Raw genomic sequence first — 20,463 nt, 5'->3', positions numbered from 1 at the left:
ATATGATGACGCCTACGAGTGGATCTTCCAACGAATCTTCCCCGAACGCGCCGAACGCAGGATATCTCGGAACCCCCGCGCCTGCGGAAGGCTTCGAAGTGCTGCTGATCACCGGCATGAGCGGCGCGGGCCGCTCCCATGCGGCCAACAGTTTCGAAGACATGGGCTGGTATGTGGTCGACAATATGCCGCCGAAGCTTATGGTCCCATTGGTCGACATGATGACGTCTTCGGATTCCGGCGTGCATAAGCTCGCCGCGGTTATCGACGTGCGCACCCGCGACTATTTCACTGACGTTTCCGCCGTGCTCAGCCATTTGGATGATTTGGGCGTCAAAACACGGATCCTGTTCTTGGACGCCAGCGACGAAGTGCTGATCAAGCGATATGAGTCCGTAAGACGCCCGCATCCGCTGCAGCAGGGCAATCGTCTGATCGACGGCATCCTTGAGGAACGCGACATGCTGGAAAGTCTCAAGGAGCGTGCCGACATCATCATCGACACGTCGCAGCTCAGTATCCATCAGCTGTCCACCAAACTGTATGAAGCCATGCTGGGAGCAGGCCCGCAAACGGTTTCAGTGCATATTTTCAGTTTCGGCTTCAAATACGGCATCCCGATCGACGCCGATTTCGTGGCGGATGTACGCTTCCTGCCGAATCCATTTTGGGTTCCCGCATTGCGTAATCTCAACGGACGAGACAAGCCGGTAAGCGATTATGTGCTTTCCAGCGAAGGGGCTCAGGATTTCCTGTCCGCATACGAGAAGGCCATAGCCGTCGCCATTGAAGGCTATGCACAGGAAGACAAGCATTACGTCACCATTGCCATCGGTTGTACCGGAGGCCAGCATCGCTCGGTGGCGATGAGCGAAGCCTTGGCCAAACGTTTAAGGGCCCGTGGATTGTCCGTTACGGTTTCAGCACGAGAACTGGATAAACTGGACGGCGGGCCCAATCACACCACAAAGACCGGATTGTGAGAAGATTCGTCCAAATATAGAAAATCGTTGGGACAGTTGTCCACTACGTTAGGTATCACAGTAAGCCGATAACAACGCGCGACACACCGATATGTTGCGCGGAAAAGACGAGAAGAAACGGGATGGAGGAGGCTGGCTCTTGGCTCTTCTGGATGATGTCAAAAGCGAACTGTCCGCAATCAATAACGAGTTGCCCGCCGCGAAGAAGGCGCAAGCGACGTCGATGATTCGTTTTGGCGGCGGTTTGCATCTGGTACAGCGTCAGATCATTGTGCAGGCGCAATTCGATTCGTTGGACGCCGCGCAATGGCTGCAAGACACCATCAGGAACCTGTATGGCCATGATGCCACATTGACTCAGGTCGCCCGCCAGACCCCTAACGGTGTCGTCCAGCGCTATCTGATCCGCGTTGAGCGCGGAGGCGCGGCGCTGGCGTTGCAGACCGGCCTGCTCGACCGTCGCAAGCATCTTGTGCTCGGTCTGCCCGCCGATATCATCAGCGGCAACATCGCTCAGGTCAAAGCTGCATGGCGTGGCGCATTCCTTGCGCACGGCGGCTTGTCCGACCCGGGCAAGGCCAGCTATCTAGAAATCGTCTGTCCGACCAACGAAGCCGCTTTGGCCTTGGCCGGAGCCGCACGTCGTCTCGGCATCAGCGCCAAGCCACGTCAGCTGCGCAGTTCCGAACGCATCACGCTGAAGGATCCGGATTCAATCGAGCGCATGCTCATCCTTATGGGTGCACCGCGTTCCGCGCGAGAATGGACCGGAAAGCGTTCCGACGGCGAAGCCCGTGGAAAGGCGAATCGTCTGGCCAATTTCGACGATGCCAACATGCGTCGTAGCGCGAAGGCGGCCGCCGAGGCAAGCGACAAGGTCCGTAAGGCTTTTGAAATCCTTGGCGATGACATTCCCGAAAATCTTCGCGCCGCAGGCCAGCTACGCCTCGACCACGGCGACGCCAGCCTTGAAGAGCTGGGCCGTTTGGCTGATCCGCCAATCACCAAGGACGCCATCGCGGGTCGTATTCGGCGACTGCTGCAGTTGGCGGAGAAAACCGAGAAGGCCCGCCGTCAGGATGCCTGACTTTATACATATCCCAAAACACCGTGTCCGTTTTCTTTCGGATGCGGTGTTTTGTTCGTTAAAGCCTGTATTATCATAAATTGGCAAAAATATGCCATTCCACGCATCATGCGGCTAGGAAAGGAAATTCATGAAGACACTCAAGGATCTCGGAGATCTCAAGGGCAAGCGCGTTCTCGTTCGCGCTGATTTCAACGTTCCGCTGGACGGCACCACGATCACCGATGACGGCCGTATCAAGGCTGCCCTGCCCACTATCAAGACCCTGCGCGAAGAAGGCGCCAAGGTCATCCTGATGGCCCACCTGGGCCGTCCGAAGGGCCAGGTCGTTCCGGAGCTGTCCCTCGCCCCGGTCGCCGCTCGTCTTGGCGAACTGCTCGGCATCGAAGTGCCGCTGGCAGAAGACACCTACGGCGAAGACGCACAGGCCAAGGTCGCCGCGATGAACGACGGCGACGTCGTTCTGCTGCAGAATGTGCGCTTCAATGCTGAGGAAACCAGCAAGGATCCGGCCGAGCGCGCCGAATACGCCAAGAAGATCGCCGCTCTCGGCGACGCTTTCGTGTCCGACGGCTTCGGTGTCGTGCACCGCGCCCAGGGCTCCAACTATGACGTTGCCGCCGACCTGCCGGCTGCCGCAGGCCTGTTGGTCGAGAAGGAAGTCACCGCCCTGTCCAAGGCCACCGTTGACCCGGAGCGCCCGCTGACCGTCGTGCTTGGCGGCTCCAAGGTCTCCGATAAGCTCGGCGTGATCGAGAACCTGCTGGGCAAGGCCAACCGTCTGGTCATCGGCGGCGGCATGGTGTTCACCTTCCTCAAAGCCAAGGGCTATGAGGTCGGCACCTCCCTGCTGGAAGAGGATCAGCTGGAGAAGGTCAAGGGCTACATCGAGACCGCCGAAAAGAACGGCGTCGAACTGGTGCTGCCGACCGATATCGTCGTGAATCCGGGCTTCCCGGCAGGCGAGACCCCGATCGCTCCGGAAGTCGTTGCCGCTGACGCCATTCCGGCCGATAAGATGGGTCTGGACATCGGTCCGGATTCCCAGAAGCTGTTCCATGACAAGATCGTCGATTCCAAGACCGTCGTGTGGAACGGCCCGATGGGTGTGTTCGAAATCGCCGAATTCGCCGATGGCACCCGCGCTGTGGCCCAGGGTCTCGTTGACGCCACTGCAGCTGGCGCATTCACCATCGTCGGCGGCGGCGATTCCGCTTCCGCAGTGCGTAACCTCGGATTCCCGGAGGATGGCTTCTCGCACATCTCCACCGGTGGCGGCGCTTCCCTCGAATTCCTCGAGGGCAAGGAACTGCCGGGCCTGAAGGTGCTCGACTGATCGCAATCATCATGAGCTGCGCCCCGGTCCTTGAACGAACCGGGGCGCAGCCTCGTTTATAGCCTGATTCATCCAAGGATTTACACTTTTTCTATGGCATCACAACGCATTCCGCTGGTAGCGGGCAATTGGAAGATGAATTTCGATCATCGCGAAGCCACCTACTTCGTTCAGAAACTGGCTTGGCTGTTGCGTGACGTGCATTTCAACTATCGCGCCTGCGAAGTCGCGCTTATGCCGTCGTTCACCTCCCTGCGCAGCGTTCAGGTGCTGGTCGAAGCCGATGACCTGAACATCCACTATGGCGCACAGGCCGTTTCCGTCACTTCGCAAGGCGCTTTCACCGGCGACGTGTCCGCCGACATGATCGCCCACTTGGGATGCCGATATGTGATTGTCGGCCATTCAGAACGCCGCAAATATCATCCTGAAGACGATGCGACCATCGTCGATCAGGTGCGCGCGGTGCTGGCCGCCGACATGCAGCCGATTCTGTGCGTGGGCGAAAGCTACGAGGAACGCCGTCAAGGCATTGAACTGGATTTCGCCGTCGGCCAAGTGCACGACGTGACCCGCGATCTGTCTGATGAGGAAGCCGCGCGTCTGATCATCGCATACGAGCCGGTATGGGCCATCGGCACCGGCATGGTGGCGACGCCGCAATCCGCACAGGATGCGGCCCAAGCCATACGAGCCGACCTGACCGCCACGTTCGGTCCGCAAGTCGGTGACGTCGTGCGCATTCTGTACGGCGGATCGGTTACGTCGAAGAACGCAGTGGAGCTGATAGGGGAGCCCGATGTGGACGGGTTCCTGATTGGCGGTGCTTCGCTGGATGTCGACGAATTCGCCCGCATCTGCCGTCTCACATTGAAGTCGTCTCGGTAATTCAACCGAATACATACCGTCATGTATTCCAAAAGCAATGTCATTGCGCCCATTTGTTCAATGGGTTGCGCTATTCTTGTCAGCAGTATTTACGAACTGGAGGTTCCTGACAGCTATGGATATCGTCAAGATTGTGCTGCAAATCATTCTCGTGCTCGCCAGCTTGCTGCTCACCCTGCTTATCCTCATGCATAGGGGTAAGGGCGGTGGCCTGTCCGACATGTTCGGCGGTGGCCTGACGCAGAATGCCGGCTCCTCCGGCGTCGCGGAAAAGAACCTGAACCGCTGGACCGTCATCATCGCCCTGATTTGGGTGGCGATTATCATCGCTTTGGGATTGATGTCAAAGTTCGGCCTCATCTGATCGTTATCACTGCTGTACGTCGGCCCATGATTCGTCTAAGAACCATGGGCCGACGTTTTGCGTTTATGCGGTTTGGTTCGTGAATGCAGAGTAAAGAAATGGAGCATCATCGTGGTTACCATGAACAGCAATAAAGTCGTAGTCGTCGGGGCTGGCACGGTCGGCGCCACTGTCGCCTTCAGCATTATCACCCAAGGCCTATGCAATCAGGTCGTTCTTATCGATCCCGCCCAGACGAAGACCTTGGGCGAATGCCATGATCTTGGTGACGGCAGCGAATTCCTTGACCGTCATGTGAAGGTCAAGGTCGGAGACTACAGCGACTGCACCGATGCGGATATCGTCGTCATCACAGCCGGACGCCGCCCTCCGCAGGACGCCAATCGTTTGGACGAGCTCAAATTCACGCTGAGCATCATCGACGGCATCGTCGACGGCATTATGGGATCCGGCTTCGACGGCGTCATCATCATGGTGTCGAATCCGGTCGATGTGATGTCCTGGTATGTATACAAGCGAAGCGGGTTGCCGCGCACGCAGGTGTTGGGCACCGGCACCGCGCTTGATACATCCCGTCTTAAAACCATCGTCGGTGAGGAAACCGGCTTGGATCCGCGCAATGTTGGAGGTTTCGTGATGGGGGAGCACGGCGAATCCCAGTTCGTTCCATGGTCGACGGTTTCCGTGGGTGGCAAGCCTTTCCCGCAGTTCCTCGAAGACAATCGCACCCGTTTCACTTCCGTGTCCACACAGGAAATCGAAAACAAAACCCGTGCGCGCGGCAATGTCATCAAGGAGGCGAAGGGCGGCACGAATTTCGGCATCGCTTCGACCGTCGCCGGCATTGTGCAGACGATTCTATGGGATGAACGCCGCATTGTGCCGGTATCGACATTGCTAGACGGCGAATACGGCCTGCATGACGTGTTCCTGGGTGTACCGACGGAGTTACGCGCGAATGGAGCGAATGAAATCGTGGAATTGTCGCTGACGGATGAGGAAATGGCCAAGCTGCATCATTCCGCCGAGGTCGTCCGCGCCCACTGCGAGGGTCTGTTGTGAGCGACGCCCCGCGTCTGGTAGTTGCCGACCTTGATGGCACGCTGCTGCATGATGGTGAGACTTTCGAGCAGCGTTTCATTACCGAACGCGCGATTCGCACCATCGAACGGCTTCATGAATGCGGCATTCGTTTTGCTGTGTCGACCGCTCGGCCGGTCAGCACGGGATTAGGCATCGTCGAAAAGCTCCCTGTTGACGCCTGCGTATATTTGAACGGCGCATTGATTGATTTCATGCCGTCGAAATCCGATTACGATCTGCTGATCGGTGCGAAATCCGCCGATGAAGGCCACTTGTTACAGATAGGGTTTTCGTCGCGGCGCGCATGCGAGGTCTGTCTGTTTCTGCTGGAGCGATTGCCGGATCTGAAAATCGGTATTGTGATGAATGACATTCGTTATACCAATTTCGATGTCGGTAAGATCTGGCAGACGCAGGCCTGGCAGTATACCGATTTCCATGATGTGCCACAGGGCGTTGCAGACAAGCTGATCATGTTTCCCGAGCCGGAGCAGTGGTCGCAGTTGCGTTCTTTGATTCCGCCGGATTTCGATGTGCATATTTCGGAAGGCTCGCTGTGGATGCTAATGAACCCGCAGGCAAGCAAGGAACATGCATTGAACATTCTGTGTGATCGCTTGGATATTCCTTTGGCGGATACCGTCACCTTTGGCGATGATTTGATTGATATCGCCATGATGCAACAATCTGGCCAGTCGATTGCAGTGGCCAATGCAAATCCTCAAGTATTGAACATCGCTGATGCGATCTGCCCGTCCAATAACGAAGACGGGGTCGCGCAGTGGATTGAGCGACATTTGCTGCACTGATTTTGAACTTTCGCAATATGCCTGCAGTATCGATAATACGATGCTGCAGGCTTTCTTTATGTTCAATATGATACCGCTTCCAAGCCTTTGAACTTTGGTTCAAAGCAACACTTGTTCAACATATGAACTTTGCCTCAGCAGTCACATACTTACCGCATATCGCATGCTAAACTTTGAACTGTTGTTGACCAGCAAACCGGAGGGGCGAGATGACGGATTCACGTTTCGCTGAACGATTGAACCAAGCGATGGCGCTGCGGCAGTTCAAACAAATCGACTGCGTACGTCATGCCTCCCTGCTTGGCGTCAAGCTCGGTAAAAGCCATATGAGCCAGTATGTCAGTGGCAAAATCACGCCACGCCCTGACATCGTTCGCGCGCTGGCACAGATTCTCAACGTGGATGAACACTGGCTGCACGGCGATGACGTCCCTATGCAACGTGGTTCAACACAGCCTGAACAACAGGTTGAACCAGCTGCTGAGTCCACAGTTCAAAACAACAATATGAATACTTCTGTTCAACAATCATTCGAATCTATGGAAGGCACGCCCATGCGTCGTTTTACGAAATCTCACAAACTCGACAACGTTCTGTACGATGTGCGCGGCCCGGTCGTGGAAGAAGCGGCGCGCATGGAAGCAGCCGGCACCCATGTACTGAAATTGAACATCGGCAATCCTGCTCCGTTCGGATTCCGCACGCCGGATGAGGTCATCTACGATATGGCCCAGCAATTGACGGAAAGCGAGGGCTATTCCGCATCAAAGGGCCTGTTCTCCGCCCGTAAGGCGATTATGCAATACGCACAGCTCAAGGGATTGCCAAATGTCACCATCGAAGACATCTACACCGGTAACGGCGTCAGCGAGCTGATCAATCTGTCCATGTCCGCCTTGCTTGACACTGGCGATGAAGTGTTGCTGCCGTCCCCGGATTACCCGCTGTGGACGGCATGCGTGACTCTGGCCGGCGGCACTCCGGTACATTACGTATGCGATGAGGAATCTGACTGGTACCCGGATATCGAAGACATGCGTTCCAAGATCACCGATAAGACGAAGGCGATCGTCATTATCAATCCGAATAATCCAACCGGTACGTTGTATCCGAAGGAGATCTTGGAAAAAATCGTTGAACTGGCTCGTGAGCATCAGTTGATGATTTTCTCCGACGAAATCTACGATCGCTTGGTTATGGACGGTTTGGAACATGTCTCCATTGCGTCAATGGCTCCCGACTTGTTCTGCGTCACGTTCTCCGGCCTGTCTAAGTCACATATGATTGCAGGTTTCCGTGTTGGCTGGATGGTGCTGAGCGGTAATAAGGCCATCGCCAAGGACTATATCGAAGGTTTGAACATGCTGACCAATATGCGCATCTGTTCAAATGTGCCGGCGCAGTCCATTGTTCAAACCGCTCTTGGTGGGCATCAAAGCGTCAAGGATTACATCGTTCCCGGCGGGCGTATCTACGAACAGCGCGACTATATTTACGAGGCGTTGAATTCCATTCCAGGTATCAGCGCGAAAAAGCCGAAGGCGGCATTCTATATTTTCCCGAAAATCGATACGAAGCGATTCAATATCACGAATGATGAGCAGTTCGCTTTGGACTTGCTTCGTGATGAGAAACTGCTGATTGTGCATGGCGGTGGCTTCAATTGGCATGAGCCCGACCATTTCCGTGTCGTCTACTTGCCGCGCATCGAAGTGCTGAAGGACGCCACCGACAAACTCACGCATTTCCTGAGCTACTACCGTCAATGACGAATATAACGGAATGAACACGGCCATGTGTGCCATATGCAATACGCATATGGCACACATATGTTTTATGGCGTTATATATATGAAATGGTCCCCTTGAAGATTGCTTCAAGGGGACCATTCGTTAGTAGGCGAAGCCTACATCAAAGGCGATAGTCTCAGCCGTTGACGCGGTCGATGCCGGCCTGAACGTCGGTCAGGACGGAATCCCAAGACTTGATGAAGGCGGCAACGCCGTCGGCTTCCAACTTGTCGGTGACAGCCTTGAAGTCGATGCCCAGCTCAGCGAGCTTGTCCATGATGGCATGGCTCTCTTCGTAGGTGCCAGCGATGGTCGGAGCGCCATTGCCGTGATCGGCCAGGGCGTTCAGGGTCTTCTCCGGCATGGTGTTGACGATGAACGGGCCGACCAGCTCGTCGACGTACACGCAATCGGAGTAGTTCGGGTTCTTGGTGCCGGTGGAGGCCCACAGCGGACGCTGCTTCTTGGCACCCTTGGCTTCGAGGGCAGCCCAACGCGGATCCTCGGCGAACTTCTTCTCGAACAGCTCGTAAGCCAGGCGGGCGTTGGCGATAGCGGCCTTGCCTTCGAGAGCCTTGGCTTCGTCGGTGCCGATCTCTTCCAGCATCTTGTCGACAGCGGTATCCACGCGGGAGACGAAGAAGGAAGCGACAGAGCCGATGTGCTTGAGGTCGTGACCGTTGGCGTCAGCCTGGGCGATGCCCTCGATGAAGGCGTCGATGACCTGCTCGTAGCGTTCGAGAGAGAAGATCAGGGTGACGTTGACGGAGATGCCCTTGGCCAGGGTGGCGGTGATTGCCGGCAGGCCTTCGAGGGTTGCCGGGATCTTGATCATGGCGTTCGGACGGTTGACCTTCTCCCACAGTTCCACAGCCTGGACTTCGGTGGCTTCGGTTTCGTGGGCGAGACGCGGATCAACTTCGATGGAAACGCGGCCGTCGACGAAGTCGGTGGCTTCAGCGATCTCACGGAAGATGTCGGTGGCGTTGCGAACGTCGGTGGTGGTCAGTTCGCGGATGGCGGTCTCAACGTCGACCTTGCCGAGTTCCTTGAGCTGTGCGTCGTACGGGCCGACCTGACTCAGAGCCTTCTGGAAGATGGACGGGTTGGTGGTGACGCCAACGACGTTCTTGTCCTTGATGAGCTCCTGCAGGTTGCCGGATTCGATGCGGGTGCGGGACAGGTCGTCCAGCCAGATCGAGACACCGGAGTCAGAGGTGCGCTGAGTTGCTTCAGTCATTTGTTTTTCTCCTTGATACCTAATTGGATCAAATCTTTATAAGAATCGGGGAGGGAGGGGCGAGGCTTCGATGCTGCATCGCCCCTCCCGACGAATCACTTGGCTTCTTCGATGGAGGCCTTGGCGGCTTCGACCACGTGCTCGGCGGTGATGCCGAGGTCGATCATGTTCTGGCCACCGTCGCCCTGCAGACCGAACTGCTCGATGGAGACCGGCTTGCCGTAGGAGCCGAGGTACTTGTACCACGGCATGGCCAGGCCGGCTTCGACGGAGACACGAGCCTTGACGGAAGCCGGCAGAATGGCTTCCTTGTACTCAGCGTCCTGTTCCTCGAACCATTCCATGGAGACCATGGAGATGACGCGAGCCTTAATGCCTTCGCCGGCCAGGGTCTTGGCGGCGGCCACGGCCCACTGGACTTCGGAGCCGGAAGCCATGATGATGACGTCCGGGGTACCTTCGGTCTCAACCAACACGTAAGCGCCGTGCTTGACGCCGTCCTTGGCCTTTTCGGCGGTTTCGGCGAGGGTCGGCACACCCTGGCGGGTCAGCACCATAGCGGTCGGCAGCGTGTTCTTCTTCTCGAAGAAGTGACGGTAGGCTTCAGCGGTTTCCCACTGATCGGCCGGACGCACGACTTCAAGCTGCGGGATGGCGCGGAAGGAAGCCAAATGTTCAATCGGCTGGTGGGTCGGGCCGTCTTCACCGAGGGCCACGGAATCGTGGGTCCACACGTACAGGTTCGGGATCTCCATCAGTGCGGCCAGACGCACGGCAGCGCGCTCATAGTCGGCGAACTGGAAGAAGGTGCCGTTGAACGGACGGGTATCGGAGCCCAGCAGGATGCCGTTGGTGATGGCGCCCATAGCGAATTCACGAACGCCGAAGTGCAGCTGACGGCCGTATTCGGAGCAGTTCGGATGCTGGGTGGTGGCGAACTCGGCCGGCACGAAGGAATCAGCGCCCTTGATATCGGTGTTGTTGGAGCCGCCCAGATCAGCGGAGCCACCCCACAGTTCCGGCATTACAGCAGCCAGCGCGTTGAGCACGGCGCCGGAAGCCTTACGAGTAGCGACCTTGGCACCGGCTTCATAGCCGGCTTCCAGCTCGTCGATGGCCTTGTCGAAGTCCTCAGGCAGCTTGCCTTCCTTGATGCGCTCGTACAGGGCGGCCTTGTCCGGGTTGGCGGCGGCCCAAGCGGCGAAGGCTTCGTCCCATTCCTTGTGGGCTTCCAGACCGCGCTCGGCAACCTTGCGAGCGTGGGCGAGGGCTTCTTCGTCGACCGGGAAATCAACAGCCGGGTCGAGACCCAGGGCTTCCTTCAGACCGGCGACGGCTTCAGCGCCGAGGGCGGAACCATGGGAGGACGGATCGTTGGTCTTGCCCGGGGTCGGCCATGCGATCAGGGTGTCGACCTTGATGAAATGCGGACGGTCGGTGACCTGCTGGGCCTTTTCGAGCACTGCGGTCAGGCCATCGAGGTCTTCCTTGTAGGAGCCGTCAGGCTGGATGAAGCTGATTTCGTCGGTGTACCAGCCGTAGGCTTCATAACGCTTGAGCACGTCTTCAGCGAAAGCGATCTTGGTTTCGCCTTCGATCTGGATGTGGTTGGCGTCGAAGATGACGAACAGGTTGCCGAGCTTCTGGTTGCCGGCGAGGGAGGAAGCTTCGCTGGAGACGCCTTCTTCGACGTCACCTTCACCGCAGATGACCCACACATTGTGGTCGAACGGGGAGGTGCCGGCCGGGGCTTCAGGATCCAGCAGGCCGCGCTCGAAGCGCTGACCGTAAGCGAAGCCGACTGCGGAGGCAACGCCCTGGTCCAGCGGGCCGGTGGTCATTTCGATGCCCGGGGTCAGACCGACTTCAGGATGGCCCGGGGTGCGGGTGTCGGCGCCGCCGCGGAAGTACTTGAGGTCATCCAGAGTCAGACCGTAGCCGGAGAAGTACAGCTGAACATACTGAGTCAGCGATGCATGGCCGCCGGACAGGATGAAGCGATCGCGGCCAGCCCACTGCGGGTCGTTAGGATCATGCTTGATGAAGCGCTGATACAGGGTGTAGGCGATGGGGGCCAGGGAAACCGGAGAACCGGGGTGGCCGTGGCCAGCCTTCTGAACGGCATCGGCGGAGAGAGCCTTCGCCATCTTGATGGCGCGCTCATCCAACTCGGACCAGGTGATATCGGTCATAGGTGATCTACTTTCCTTCCAATACTTCGGGAACCAGGCTTTCGGCTTGTGCCGAGCCGTAGGCACCCTCACATTGCTCTTACATACTAGCCACCTCAACCGACTAATTCGTTAACTTTTGACACGATTATGGTCGATTGTGTTCTGTTAACGCTCACAATTGACATATACGCACATTCAATACCCCTAAGGACGAACAGCTAGCACTCTACGCATAAGAGTGCTAAAACATTATCGTGCAGATCGATGCGCGAAAGCGCACAAATTCATTGCTGATTAACACAGCACGGGGGAGGCTCATCATGGCGCAGACACGACGCATGCTGGTGCTTCGTGCAATCGTCGAAGACTACATCCGGTCCCAAGAGCCCGTCGGTTCCACTGCGTTGGCGCGCGACCACAATCTCGGGGTCAGTTCCGCGACCATCCGCAACGATATGGCGGCTTTGGAAGACGAAGGCTATCTCATCCAGCCACATACATCCGCCGGGCGAATCCCCACGGAAAAGGGATACCGTTATTTCGTGGACAGGCTATCCACCGTCATGCCGCTGAGCGAAGCGCAACGTCGCGGCATCAACAGTTTCCTGTCCGGATCGGTCAATCTGCAAGATACGCTGCAGCGCGCAGCGCGACTGCTATCGCAGATCACCGGCCAAGTGGCGATCGTCGCGGCGCCTTCACTGGCGAAATCGGCAATCCGGCATGTCGAAATCGTCCCCGGTTCCACCACTACATTGCTTGCGGTCGTCATCACCGATACAGGACGCGTCGCACAACATATGCTGAGCGTGCCCGCGCTGCCAAGTCAGGAAACGCTCAGCCGCCTTGGAGATGAAACCAACGTCCAATGTGCGGGCATGCCATTGGCGCATTCCGCGGAAACATTACGCGCCATGGCGCTACGCCCCGACTACCGCGACGCGAAATCCCTTATCGAAGCGCTGGCGGAAGCCCTTGCCGGCATGGCCGATGACGAAAAGGCAAGCGAACTGTATATGGCCGGTACATCCCATCTCGCCCATCAGCGCACGCTTTCCGATCTCGCGCCGCTCTTCGACGCCCTCGAAGAGCAGGTTGTGCTGATGAAGCTGATGAGCGCTCTGAGCGAAACCCCTTCGGCGGACGGCGTGGGCGTGGCCATCGGTTCCGAAACCCATACTCCGGGACTGCTGCATGCGTCGGTTGTGTCCAGCGGATACGGAACGGCACGTTCCACAAGCCACGACGAAAACACAGCCGCAGACGGCAACGACGATTGCGACGATACGAACCACAACGAAGTCACGCCCTTGGCGTTCGTCGGATCCATCGGGCCGACGCATATGGATTATGCGGTCACCATGGCCGCAGTACAGGCCGTGGCCCACTATCTGTCGTCCATCATCACGCATGATGACGAACGGCAATCATTCTGACCCCGCCTTATGGCACAATAACTGCGAATCAACAGGAAAAAAGGAACGGCATTGGCAGACTATTACGAAGTTCTGGGCGTGGACCGCTCAGCCAGCGACGACGAAATCAAAAAGGCCTATCGCAAGATGAGCCGCAAATACCATCCCGATATCGCCGGCCCGGAATTCGAAGACAAATTCAAGGAAGTCAACAACGCCTATGAGGTGCTGTCCGACCCACAGAAGCGTCAGATGTACGATGCCGGCGTGGATCCGAACAACCCGAACACCGGCGGCTTCGGCGCTTCCGGATTCAGCGGTATGGGCGATATGGGAGACATCTTCGGCCAGTTCTTCGGTGGCGCATTCGGTGGCGGCTCCCAAGGCCCGGTTCCACGCACCCAGCCCGGACGCGACGCACTGGCCAGTACGACCATCGATTTGAAAACCGCAGTATTTGGCGGCACAGCGCACGTGCGTATCAATACATTCGGCCTATGTCAGGAATGCTCCGGCTCCGGCGCACAGGGCGGCGGCCAGCCAACGACTTGCCCGGACTGCCACGGTCAGGGCTTCATGCAGAAGGTCGTGCGCACCATGCTCGGTCAGATGATGACTTCCGCACCGTGCGAACGCTGCGAAGGGCACGGCACCATTATTTCGAATCCTTGCCCATCCTGCATGGGACACGGACGCGTGCGGACCACCCGTAACGTCGGCGTCACAGTTCCCGCCGGCATCCGCGATAATTCCCGCCTGCGCTTGGCCAATCAGGGCGAAGTCGGCGAAGGCGGAGGCGCAGCCGGCGACCTGTATGTCGATATCCGCATCAAGCCGGATAAGCAATTCACGCGCGACGGCGACGACCTGCACTGCTGGGTGCAGATTCCTATGAGCTGGGCCGTTCTAGGCCATGACGTCGATATCGACACGTTTGACGGCAAGCAGACGATTTCCATTCCTGCCGGATGTCAGCCCGAACAGACCGTCACCATGGATGGCTTGGGCGTCACCAGCCTGCAGTCCGGCGGCGAGCGCGGTGACCTGATCGCCCATGTAGCAGTGCAGATTCCGACCAAGCTCAGCGACGAAGAACGTGATTTGATCGAGCGATTCAGCGCCAGCCATGACACGCATGCCGAGCACATCACGCAAAGCTCCCGCCCGACTGCGGCTTCGAAGAAGAGCTTCTTCTCCAAGCTGAAGGATGCGCTGAGCTGAACTGAATCCGTTGCGGCGAATCCCGCCGTATGGCACCGCAGCGACATCGGCAGCAACTGCAGCACAGCGTAAAAATGGTGGCGTCACCTACATCAAGGTGACGCCACCATTCATATATCGCGCATGACGATTGCTTTGCTCTGCGGCTGACGATCAGTGCAGTAAAGAACGGCACATCGCGCGGTACTGGCTTACGTATCCGCCGCCGAAGAATACACAATGCCCAGCGATGGGGTAGAGCTGCCACAGTGTGGTGCGCTCTTCGTATCCGGCTTTCAACGGATGCACGCTTTGATAGCCTTCCGTGATTTCGGTCATATATGACATGCCAAACAAGTGCAGCATCGCCAGATCCTCTTCGCGATGTCCGCCATGCGCGGCCGGGTCGATCAGCACCGCTTCGACTTCGCCGCCGTCGGCGGCCCACATCACATTGCCGCTCCACAGATCTCCGTGCACACGTGCGGGCTTGTCGTTGGCTGCGCGCCCGAGAATTTCAGGCAGCGCGGCAATCACTTCCTCGGTCAGTTCCATATCGCTTTGACGCAGTTCGCCGCGCTGAACGCCCAGTTCGACCATCGGACGTAGCCTGCCTTCGGCCAGATATGTTGCGACGTCGGTCCACTGCCCGCAATCCATCGGCACAGGATCCTGAAGCGGACCGAAATAGCAGATGCCTTCATATCCGTCCGGGGCGGAGCCGAAATACTGTGCGCCAACGTCATGCATGCGCGCCAGCGCCGCGCCGAATGCGCGTGCGGCGGCAGGCGTGGGGGAGCAGGCGTTCACACGTTCGATATCGAGGTAATCCTTCCCCCATTCATACACGTCGACGACGCGGGGGCCGCCTTGGGCGTGCGCCTGTCCCAACCATTGCAGGCCGCGTCCTTCGCATTCAAAAAAACCTTCGGGGCTGAATGCCCTGCTTTTACGGTATTTCGCCATTGTATTGCCGCCTTATCGTCGATGCTCTTCCAGCGCCACGGCACGCGCATATGGTCAAATCCATACTCAAACGCGGCCGGACGATTCTCGGCTCCCATTGTGGAGACGCTGTGCGACAATCCCGCATTCCTATGTGCGCACTTAGAGGCTAGCCGCTAATCTATGTGTCATTGGCATAGGCACGCATAAGTACGCACACGTGCATACGAATCAACGACAAGAAGGGTCGTATGAATTTTCTCCAAGCTATTTTCCTAGGATTGGTACAGGCGCTGACCGAATATTTGCCGGTGTCTTCCAGCGCGCATATCCGCATTATCGGCGATTTGATGCTGGGCTCGGATCCGGGCGCCGCGTTCACCGCAATCATCCAATTGGGCACCGAACTGGCCGTTATCCTGTATTTCCGCCGCGACATCATCCGCATTCTAAGCGCATGGTTCGGTTCTTTGTTCGGCAAGGAAGGCAAGGATTGGAAAAACCGTCTTGGCGCGCATAATCGCGACACGCAGTTGGGCTGGTTCATCATCATCGGCACGCTGCCGATTCTGATCGCCGGCTTGGCGTTCAAGGACGTGATCGAGACGACGCTGCGCAACCTGTGGATCACGGTTACGGTGCTGGCTTTGTTCGGCGCTCTGTTGTGGTATGTCGATTCCCGTTTCAAGCAGGTGAAGACGATGGAGGAGATGACGGCCAAGGACGCACTGCTGTTCGGCATCGGTCAAATGCTGGCGTTGATTCCGGGTGTTTCCCGCTCCGGCGGTACCATCACATTCGGACGCGCGCTGGGCTATACGCGTGAGGCCGCGGTGCGTGTCAGTTTTCTGATGGCCATTCCTGCGGTATTCGGCGCAGGAATTTTGGAAACCGTTTCCGCAGTGAAGGATGTCGCTGCGGGGGACGCCGGCATGTTCCCCGGTTGGGGCGCGACGATTGCGGCCACCATCGTCGCTTTCATCGTGGGATATGTCGTGATTATCGGATTTCTGAAATTCGTGTCCACATTCTCGTATCGCGCTTTTGCGATTTACCGCATCGCACTTGCCGTCATCGTTGCGATTCTGCTGATCAGCGGCGTACTGTCGCCGATTGAAGCGACCGTCGCCTAGATCGTCCGGCTCATATACGAAGCGGGGTTGGGCGCCGTGCGAAAACCGCATGGCGCCCAACCCCGTTTCGTCATATCAATGCTGATGTAACGGTTCAGGCCTCCCTAAACCGCCCGTTTCGTCATATCAGTACGATTATGACGAAACGGGCGAGCGATTACGCCGTAACGTCGCCCTTGCCGAAACCATGCAAGAATTCTTCGGCTTCCTTCACCAACTGCTCGCAGGCGGGGGCACCCAGCGCAGCGATGTGCTCAGCCTTTTCTCGCAAGTCATAGTCATGTTCCATATGATGAACGAATTGCATCAAGTCATCGCTGCAATGCGTTAGCAGATCCGCACGTTCTTTCCATTGCGCGGCTTTTTGCTCGAGGTCTCCTTCATCCAGTGTCACGCCGAGCACGGTACCCAAGCCACGCAGCAGTCGCAGGGCTCCCGCAGGGCATTCATCCGCATCAAGATATTGGGGGACCGACACCCACATCGTCGCAGTCGTATAGCCCTCTTCACAGGCCATTACGTCAAGCACCGTAGGAATGCCCACCGGGCCGGAATATTCCCGATCCAAATCGCACTGGCACATGCAATCGGTCACGTCCAACGGCAATGGCCTTGTATGCGGGCAATTCGCGAACATCGACCCCATGGTGACGATTTCATCGACCTCGAATTCTTCGGCGAACCGCAGACTGATTCGGCAATAATCCTCCCACCGGTAATTCGGCTCGGGGGCGATTTGCACAAGCAGATGCAGATCGTCCAAAACAGTGACGTCATAGAACGTCGTCTGCGGCCACAGGATGCGGCGACGCCCCTGAACATTGCACAGCATGGGACGTGCCGCCTGATAGTCGTAAAAACCGTCGCGTCGAATATGCCGCACTTCACGCGACTCATACTGCGACACCAGGTGCATGGCCGCCGATGTAGAACATTGTGCCGCGTCGTTCCATCCCTCAAAGGCCGCCACCAATACGGTTCTTGGTTTGCTCACTTGCTCGCTCATAATTCCAATGTATCGTGCAGAACGTTGCTCAAACAACTACTTCGCAGTCGGCGAATCGTTGATTTTCCAACGATTCGTGATGCATGGAATAAGGGATCGCGATACTGCGACACGCCGGATTTGCAAAAGCTGACATCACGGTTATAGTAGTTACTCGTGCTCAGGCAGCAGAGAGTTGCCGGAAACACTTGCGGACATAGCTTAGTTGGTAAAGCGCAACCTTGCCAAGGTTGAGACCGCGGGTTCGAGTCCCGTTGTCCGCTCTAAGGTCCCGAAGAGTTAAACGACCTTTACGGTGGGTTAGCCAAGCGGTTAGGCAGCGGCCTGCAAAGCCGTATAGACGAGTTCGACTCTCGTACCCACCTCTCGGATTGTAATCTTTATTGCATGATGAAAGCCAACTTTGGGCGGTTGGCGCAGTGGTAGCGCACTTCCCTGACACGGAAGGGGTCACAAGTTCGAATCTTGTATCGCCCACTCAACATCAATTGATGCGCATAATTTAATATGGGTGATTGGCGCAGCGGCTAGCGCACTTCCTTCACACGGAAGGGGTCATAGGTTCGATTCCTATATCACCCACTGGAGTCTCGCTTCTCACTGCGAGAATCCTCACGCGGACATAGCTTAGTTGGTAAAGCGCAACCTTGCCAAGGTTGAGACCGCGGGTTCGAGTCCCGTTGTCCGCTCCAATGAAAAGGCCTCCCGATCGGGAGGCCTTTTGCGTATCCGCATTCATCTCGTCGTCCAATCATCATCCCAACCAAATGCCAAAACGGTCACACATGCTGAAGGAAAGCATTTTCGTCATCAAATGTGACCGGCATAACCATGGTGACGGGCACGTGCGGCGTGCTGCGTCGCGCAATGTCGAACCTCACATTTATCTTTTGTAATCGTTGATATGAAGTCCAGGCCTGCACATTGGTACCGCGGGCCCCGATAGCAAAGGACAACCATGGCTGAACAAACCATCTCCATCACACTCAACGGCGAAGCGAAGGAGGTGGAATCCAGCCAGACCGGCGTCCAGATCTTCGCGGAAGACAAGAACATCATCGCCGTTCGTCTTAACGGCGAACCTCGCGACCTGTACACTCCGCTGCATGACGGCGATGTCGTCGAACCGATCGCACTCGACAGCGAAGACGGCGTGGCCATTATGCGCCACTCCGCAACCCATGTCATGGCGCAGGCGGTGCAGGAAATCCGCCCGGACGCCAAACTCGGCATCGGCCCGGTCATCAAGAACGGCTTCTACTACGATTTCGATGTCAAGGATCCGTTCACCCCGGAGGATCTGAAGGAAATCGAAAAGCGCATGCAGCGCATCATTAAGTCGGCCCAGTCCTTCCGTCGCCGCACGGTCACCGAAGAGGAAGCCATTGCCGAAGAAGCCGACCAGCCGTACAAGCTTGAGCTGATCCGAGACAAAGAAGCGGCGCTCGATCCGGAAACGGCCACCGAAGTCAGCCAGTCCGAACTGAGCATGTACGACAACGTCGACCGCGACGGCAATACGGTCTGGAAGGACCTGTGCCGCGGACCGCACCTGCCAAACACCCGTTTCATCAAGGCTTTCAAGCTGGAACGCGCAGCCGCCGCCTACTGGCGTGGTTCCGAGGCCAACCCGATGCTGCAGCGCATCTACGGCGTGGCTTTCGCCAGCAAGGAAGAACTGAAGGATTATCAGACCCGCATGGAGGAGGCCGCCAAGCGCGACCACCGCAAGCTGGGTCAGGAGATGGATCTCTTCTCCTTCCCGGATGAGATCGGCCCGGGTCTGGCCGTCTTCCATCCGAAGGGCGCAGCCATCATCAACGCGATGGAGGATTACTCTCGTCAGCTGCATCGCACGCACGGCTACTCCTTCGTGCAGACGCCGCACATCACCAAGGGTCATCTGTACGAGATCTCCGGCCATCTGTCCTGGTATAAGGACGGCATGTACCCGCCGATGCGTATGGATGAGGAACACGACGAGAACGGCAATGTCACCAAGCAGGGTTTCGACTATTACCTCAAGCCGATGAACTGCCCGATGCACAACCTGATATTCAAGTCCCGTCAGCGTTCCTACCGTGAACTTCCGCTGCGCCTGTTCGAATTCGGCACAGTGTACCGTTATGAAAAGTCCGGCGTCGTACATGGTCTGACCCGCGTGCGTGGCTTGACTCAGGACGATTCCCACATCTACTGCACTCGCGAGCAAATGAAGGACGAATTGAAGAACCTGCTGTCCTTCGTGCTGAACCTGCTGAAGGACTTCGGTCTGAACGACTTCTATCTGGAGCTTTCCACCAAGGACGAGCACAAGTTCGTCGGTTCCGATGAGATTTGGGAGGAAGCCACCAACACGCTGGCCGAAGTCGCCAAGGATTCCGGCCTCGAACTCGTGGACGATCCGGGTGGAGCCGCCTTCTACGGCCCGAAGATCTCGGTGCAGGCCCGCGACGCCATCGGCCGCACCTGGCAGGTGTCCACGATTCAGCTGGACTTCAACCTGCCGGAGCGCTTCGGTCTGGAATACATCGCCGCTGACGGAACGCATCAGCGCCCGGTGATGATTCACCGTGCACTGTTCGGTTCGATTGAACGATTCTTCGCGATTCTGCTCGAACACTATGCTGGCGCGTTCCCGGCGTGGCTTGCCCCGGTGCAGGTGCTCGGCGTTCCGGTCGCGGACGAATTCGCCCCGCATCTGGAATCCTTCATCAAGGATCTGGAAGCCGACATGGTGCGCTGCGAAATCGATTCCTCCGATGATCGTTTCGGCAAGAAGATTCGCAATGCTTCCAAGTCGAAGGTGCCGTTCATTCTCATCGTCGGCGAAGAGGATATGAACAACAACGCCGTCAGCTTCCGTTTCCGCGACGGCAGCCAGCTCAATGGCGTTCCGGTCGCGCAGGCCAAGGAATGGATCATGCGTTCCATCGAAAGCCATGCGTTGATCAACAGCGCCGACGACTTCAAGGCCGCCACCGGCCAGGAATGATGCCTTAAAGCCGTA

General features: G+C 57.3%; 16 protein-coding genes and 5 tRNA genes. 17 read left to right on the top strand and 4 right to left on the bottom strand.

The genetic code is table 11. The annotated features are described in order from the left end of the window. The first annotated feature begins 2 nt into the window (after positions 1 to 2). From rapZ to AC1AWD_RS03485, 8 genes are all read left to right on the top strand, one after another. Positions 3 to 983 (top strand): RNase adapter RapZ, encoded by a 981-nt coding sequence (gene rapZ / locus AC1AWD_RS03520; protein ID WP_476563748.1) that lies wholly within the window; start codon positions 3 to 5, stop codon positions 981 to 983. A 139-nt stretch (positions 984 to 1,122) separates the two neighbouring features. Beyond that, on the top strand, positions 1,123 to 2,070 hold the full coding sequence (gene whiA / locus AC1AWD_RS03515; RefSeq protein WP_476563746.1) for a DNA-binding protein WhiA: 948 nt from the start codon (positions 1,123 to 1,125) through the stop codon (positions 2,068 to 2,070). A 130-nt stretch (positions 2,071 to 2,200) separates the two neighbouring features. Next, on the top strand, positions 2,201 to 3,406 hold the full coding sequence (locus AC1AWD_RS03510) for a phosphoglycerate kinase (protein ID WP_476563745.1): 1,206 nt from the start codon (positions 2,201 to 2,203) through the stop codon (positions 3,404 to 3,406). A gap of 93 nt (positions 3,407 to 3,499) precedes the next feature. Further along, a complete protein-coding gene (tpiA, locus tag AC1AWD_RS03505) occupies positions 3,500 to 4,294 on the top strand; it encodes a triose-phosphate isomerase (RefSeq protein WP_476563743.1) in 795 nt (264 codons plus the stop codon). 115 nt (positions 4,295 to 4,409) lie between these two features. Then, positions 4,410 to 4,658, top strand: coding sequence for a preprotein translocase subunit SecG (gene secG / locus AC1AWD_RS03500; protein WP_476563741.1), 249 nt, complete (start codon positions 4,410 to 4,412; stop codon positions 4,656 to 4,658). Positions 4,659 to 4,769: 111 nt separating this feature from the next. Beyond that, a complete protein-coding gene (locus AC1AWD_RS03495; protein WP_476563739.1) occupies positions 4,770 to 5,720 on the top strand; it encodes an L-lactate dehydrogenase in 951 nt (316 codons plus the stop codon). After that, positions 5,717 to 6,550 carry an HAD family hydrolase gene (locus tag AC1AWD_RS03490; protein ID WP_476563737.1) on the top strand — a complete coding sequence of 278 codons (834 nt, stop codon included), beginning with the start codon at positions 5,717 to 5,719 and terminating at the stop codon, positions 6,548 to 6,550. Before AC1AWD_RS03495 ends, AC1AWD_RS03490 begins: the two co-directional genes overlap by 4 nt. 209 nt (positions 6,551 to 6,759) lie before the next feature. After that, the gene (locus AC1AWD_RS03485; protein ID WP_476563735.1) at positions 6,760 to 8,319 is read left to right on the top strand and encodes an aminotransferase class I/II-fold pyridoxal phosphate-dependent enzyme; all 1,560 of its coding nucleotides are present in this window, start codon (positions 6,760 to 6,762) and stop codon (positions 8,317 to 8,319) included. A 157-nt stretch (positions 8,320 to 8,476) separates the two neighbouring features. On the opposite strand, the gene tal is transcribed toward AC1AWD_RS03485, so the two are convergent. Next, positions 8,477 to 9,580, bottom strand: coding sequence for a transaldolase (gene tal, locus AC1AWD_RS03480; protein WP_476563733.1), 1,104 nt, complete (start codon positions 9,578 to 9,580; stop codon positions 8,477 to 8,479). Between the two features lie 95 nt (positions 9,581 to 9,675). Continuing rightward, entirely contained in the window at positions 9,676 to 11,772 is a 2,097-nt protein-coding gene (tkt, locus tag AC1AWD_RS03475; protein WP_476563731.1) for a transketolase, read from the bottom strand. A 302-nt stretch (positions 11,773 to 12,074) separates the two neighbouring features. Between tkt and hrcA the strand changes: the two genes are divergently transcribed. Continuing rightward, complete coding sequence (gene hrcA, locus AC1AWD_RS03470) at positions 12,075 to 13,190, top strand: heat-inducible transcriptional repressor HrcA (RefSeq protein ID WP_476563729.1); 1,116 nt, start codon at positions 12,075 to 12,077, stop codon at positions 13,188 to 13,190. A 51-nt stretch (positions 13,191 to 13,241) separates the two neighbouring features. Continuing rightward, a complete protein-coding gene (gene dnaJ / locus AC1AWD_RS03465) occupies positions 13,242 to 14,390 on the top strand; it encodes a molecular chaperone DnaJ (protein ID WP_476563727.1) in 1,149 nt (382 codons plus the stop codon). Between the two features lie 153 nt (positions 14,391 to 14,543). Here the strand turns inward: dnaJ and AC1AWD_RS03460 are convergent, their stop codons facing one another. Continuing rightward, positions 14,544 to 15,335, bottom strand: coding sequence for a fructosamine kinase family protein (locus AC1AWD_RS03460; RefSeq protein ID WP_476563725.1), 792 nt, complete (start codon positions 15,333 to 15,335; stop codon positions 14,544 to 14,546). Positions 15,336 to 15,565: 230 nt separating this feature from the next. Between AC1AWD_RS03460 and AC1AWD_RS03455 the strand changes: the two genes are divergently transcribed. Continuing rightward, positions 15,566 to 16,447 (top strand): undecaprenyl-diphosphate phosphatase, encoded by an 882-nt coding sequence (locus AC1AWD_RS03455; protein ID WP_476563723.1) that lies wholly within the window; start codon positions 15,566 to 15,568, stop codon positions 16,445 to 16,447. A 157-nt stretch (positions 16,448 to 16,604) separates the two neighbouring features. On the opposite strand, the gene AC1AWD_RS03450 is transcribed toward AC1AWD_RS03455, so the two are convergent. Beyond that, on the bottom strand, positions 16,605 to 17,453 hold the full coding sequence (locus AC1AWD_RS03450) for a PAC2 family protein (protein ID WP_476563721.1): 849 nt from the start codon (positions 17,451 to 17,453) through the stop codon (positions 16,605 to 16,607). 190 nt (positions 17,454 to 17,643) lie between these two features. On the opposite strand from AC1AWD_RS03450, the gene AC1AWD_RS03445 reads away from it, so the two are divergent. The 6 genes from AC1AWD_RS03445 (at position 17,644) to thrS (ending at position 20,448) form a co-directional block, all read left to right on the top strand. Next, a tRNA-Gly gene (locus AC1AWD_RS03445) sits at positions 17,644 to 17,716 on the top strand. 31 nt (positions 17,717 to 17,747) lie between these two features. After that, positions 17,748 to 17,818, top strand: a tRNA-Cys gene (locus AC1AWD_RS03440). Between the two features lie 40 nt (positions 17,819 to 17,858). Beyond that, positions 17,859 to 17,930, top strand: a tRNA-Val gene (locus AC1AWD_RS03435). Positions 17,931 to 17,962: 32 nt separating this feature from the next. After that, positions 17,963 to 18,035 (top strand) — tRNA-Val (locus AC1AWD_RS03430). A 34-nt stretch (positions 18,036 to 18,069) separates the two neighbouring features. Then, a tRNA-Gly gene (locus AC1AWD_RS03425) sits at positions 18,070 to 18,145 on the top strand. Positions 18,146 to 18,411: 266 nt separating this feature from the next. Further along, positions 18,412 to 20,448 (top strand): threonine--tRNA ligase, encoded by a 2,037-nt coding sequence (gene thrS, locus AC1AWD_RS03420; protein ID WP_476563719.1) that lies wholly within the window; start codon positions 18,412 to 18,414, stop codon positions 20,446 to 20,448. Positions 20,449 to 20,463 lie beyond the last annotated feature (15 nt).

The sequence above is a fragment of the Bifidobacterium sp. LH_512 genome (assembly GCF_056356435.1).
Note: the sequence above shows the minus strand (reverse complement) of the source record. Positions and strands in the feature narration are given on the sequence as shown.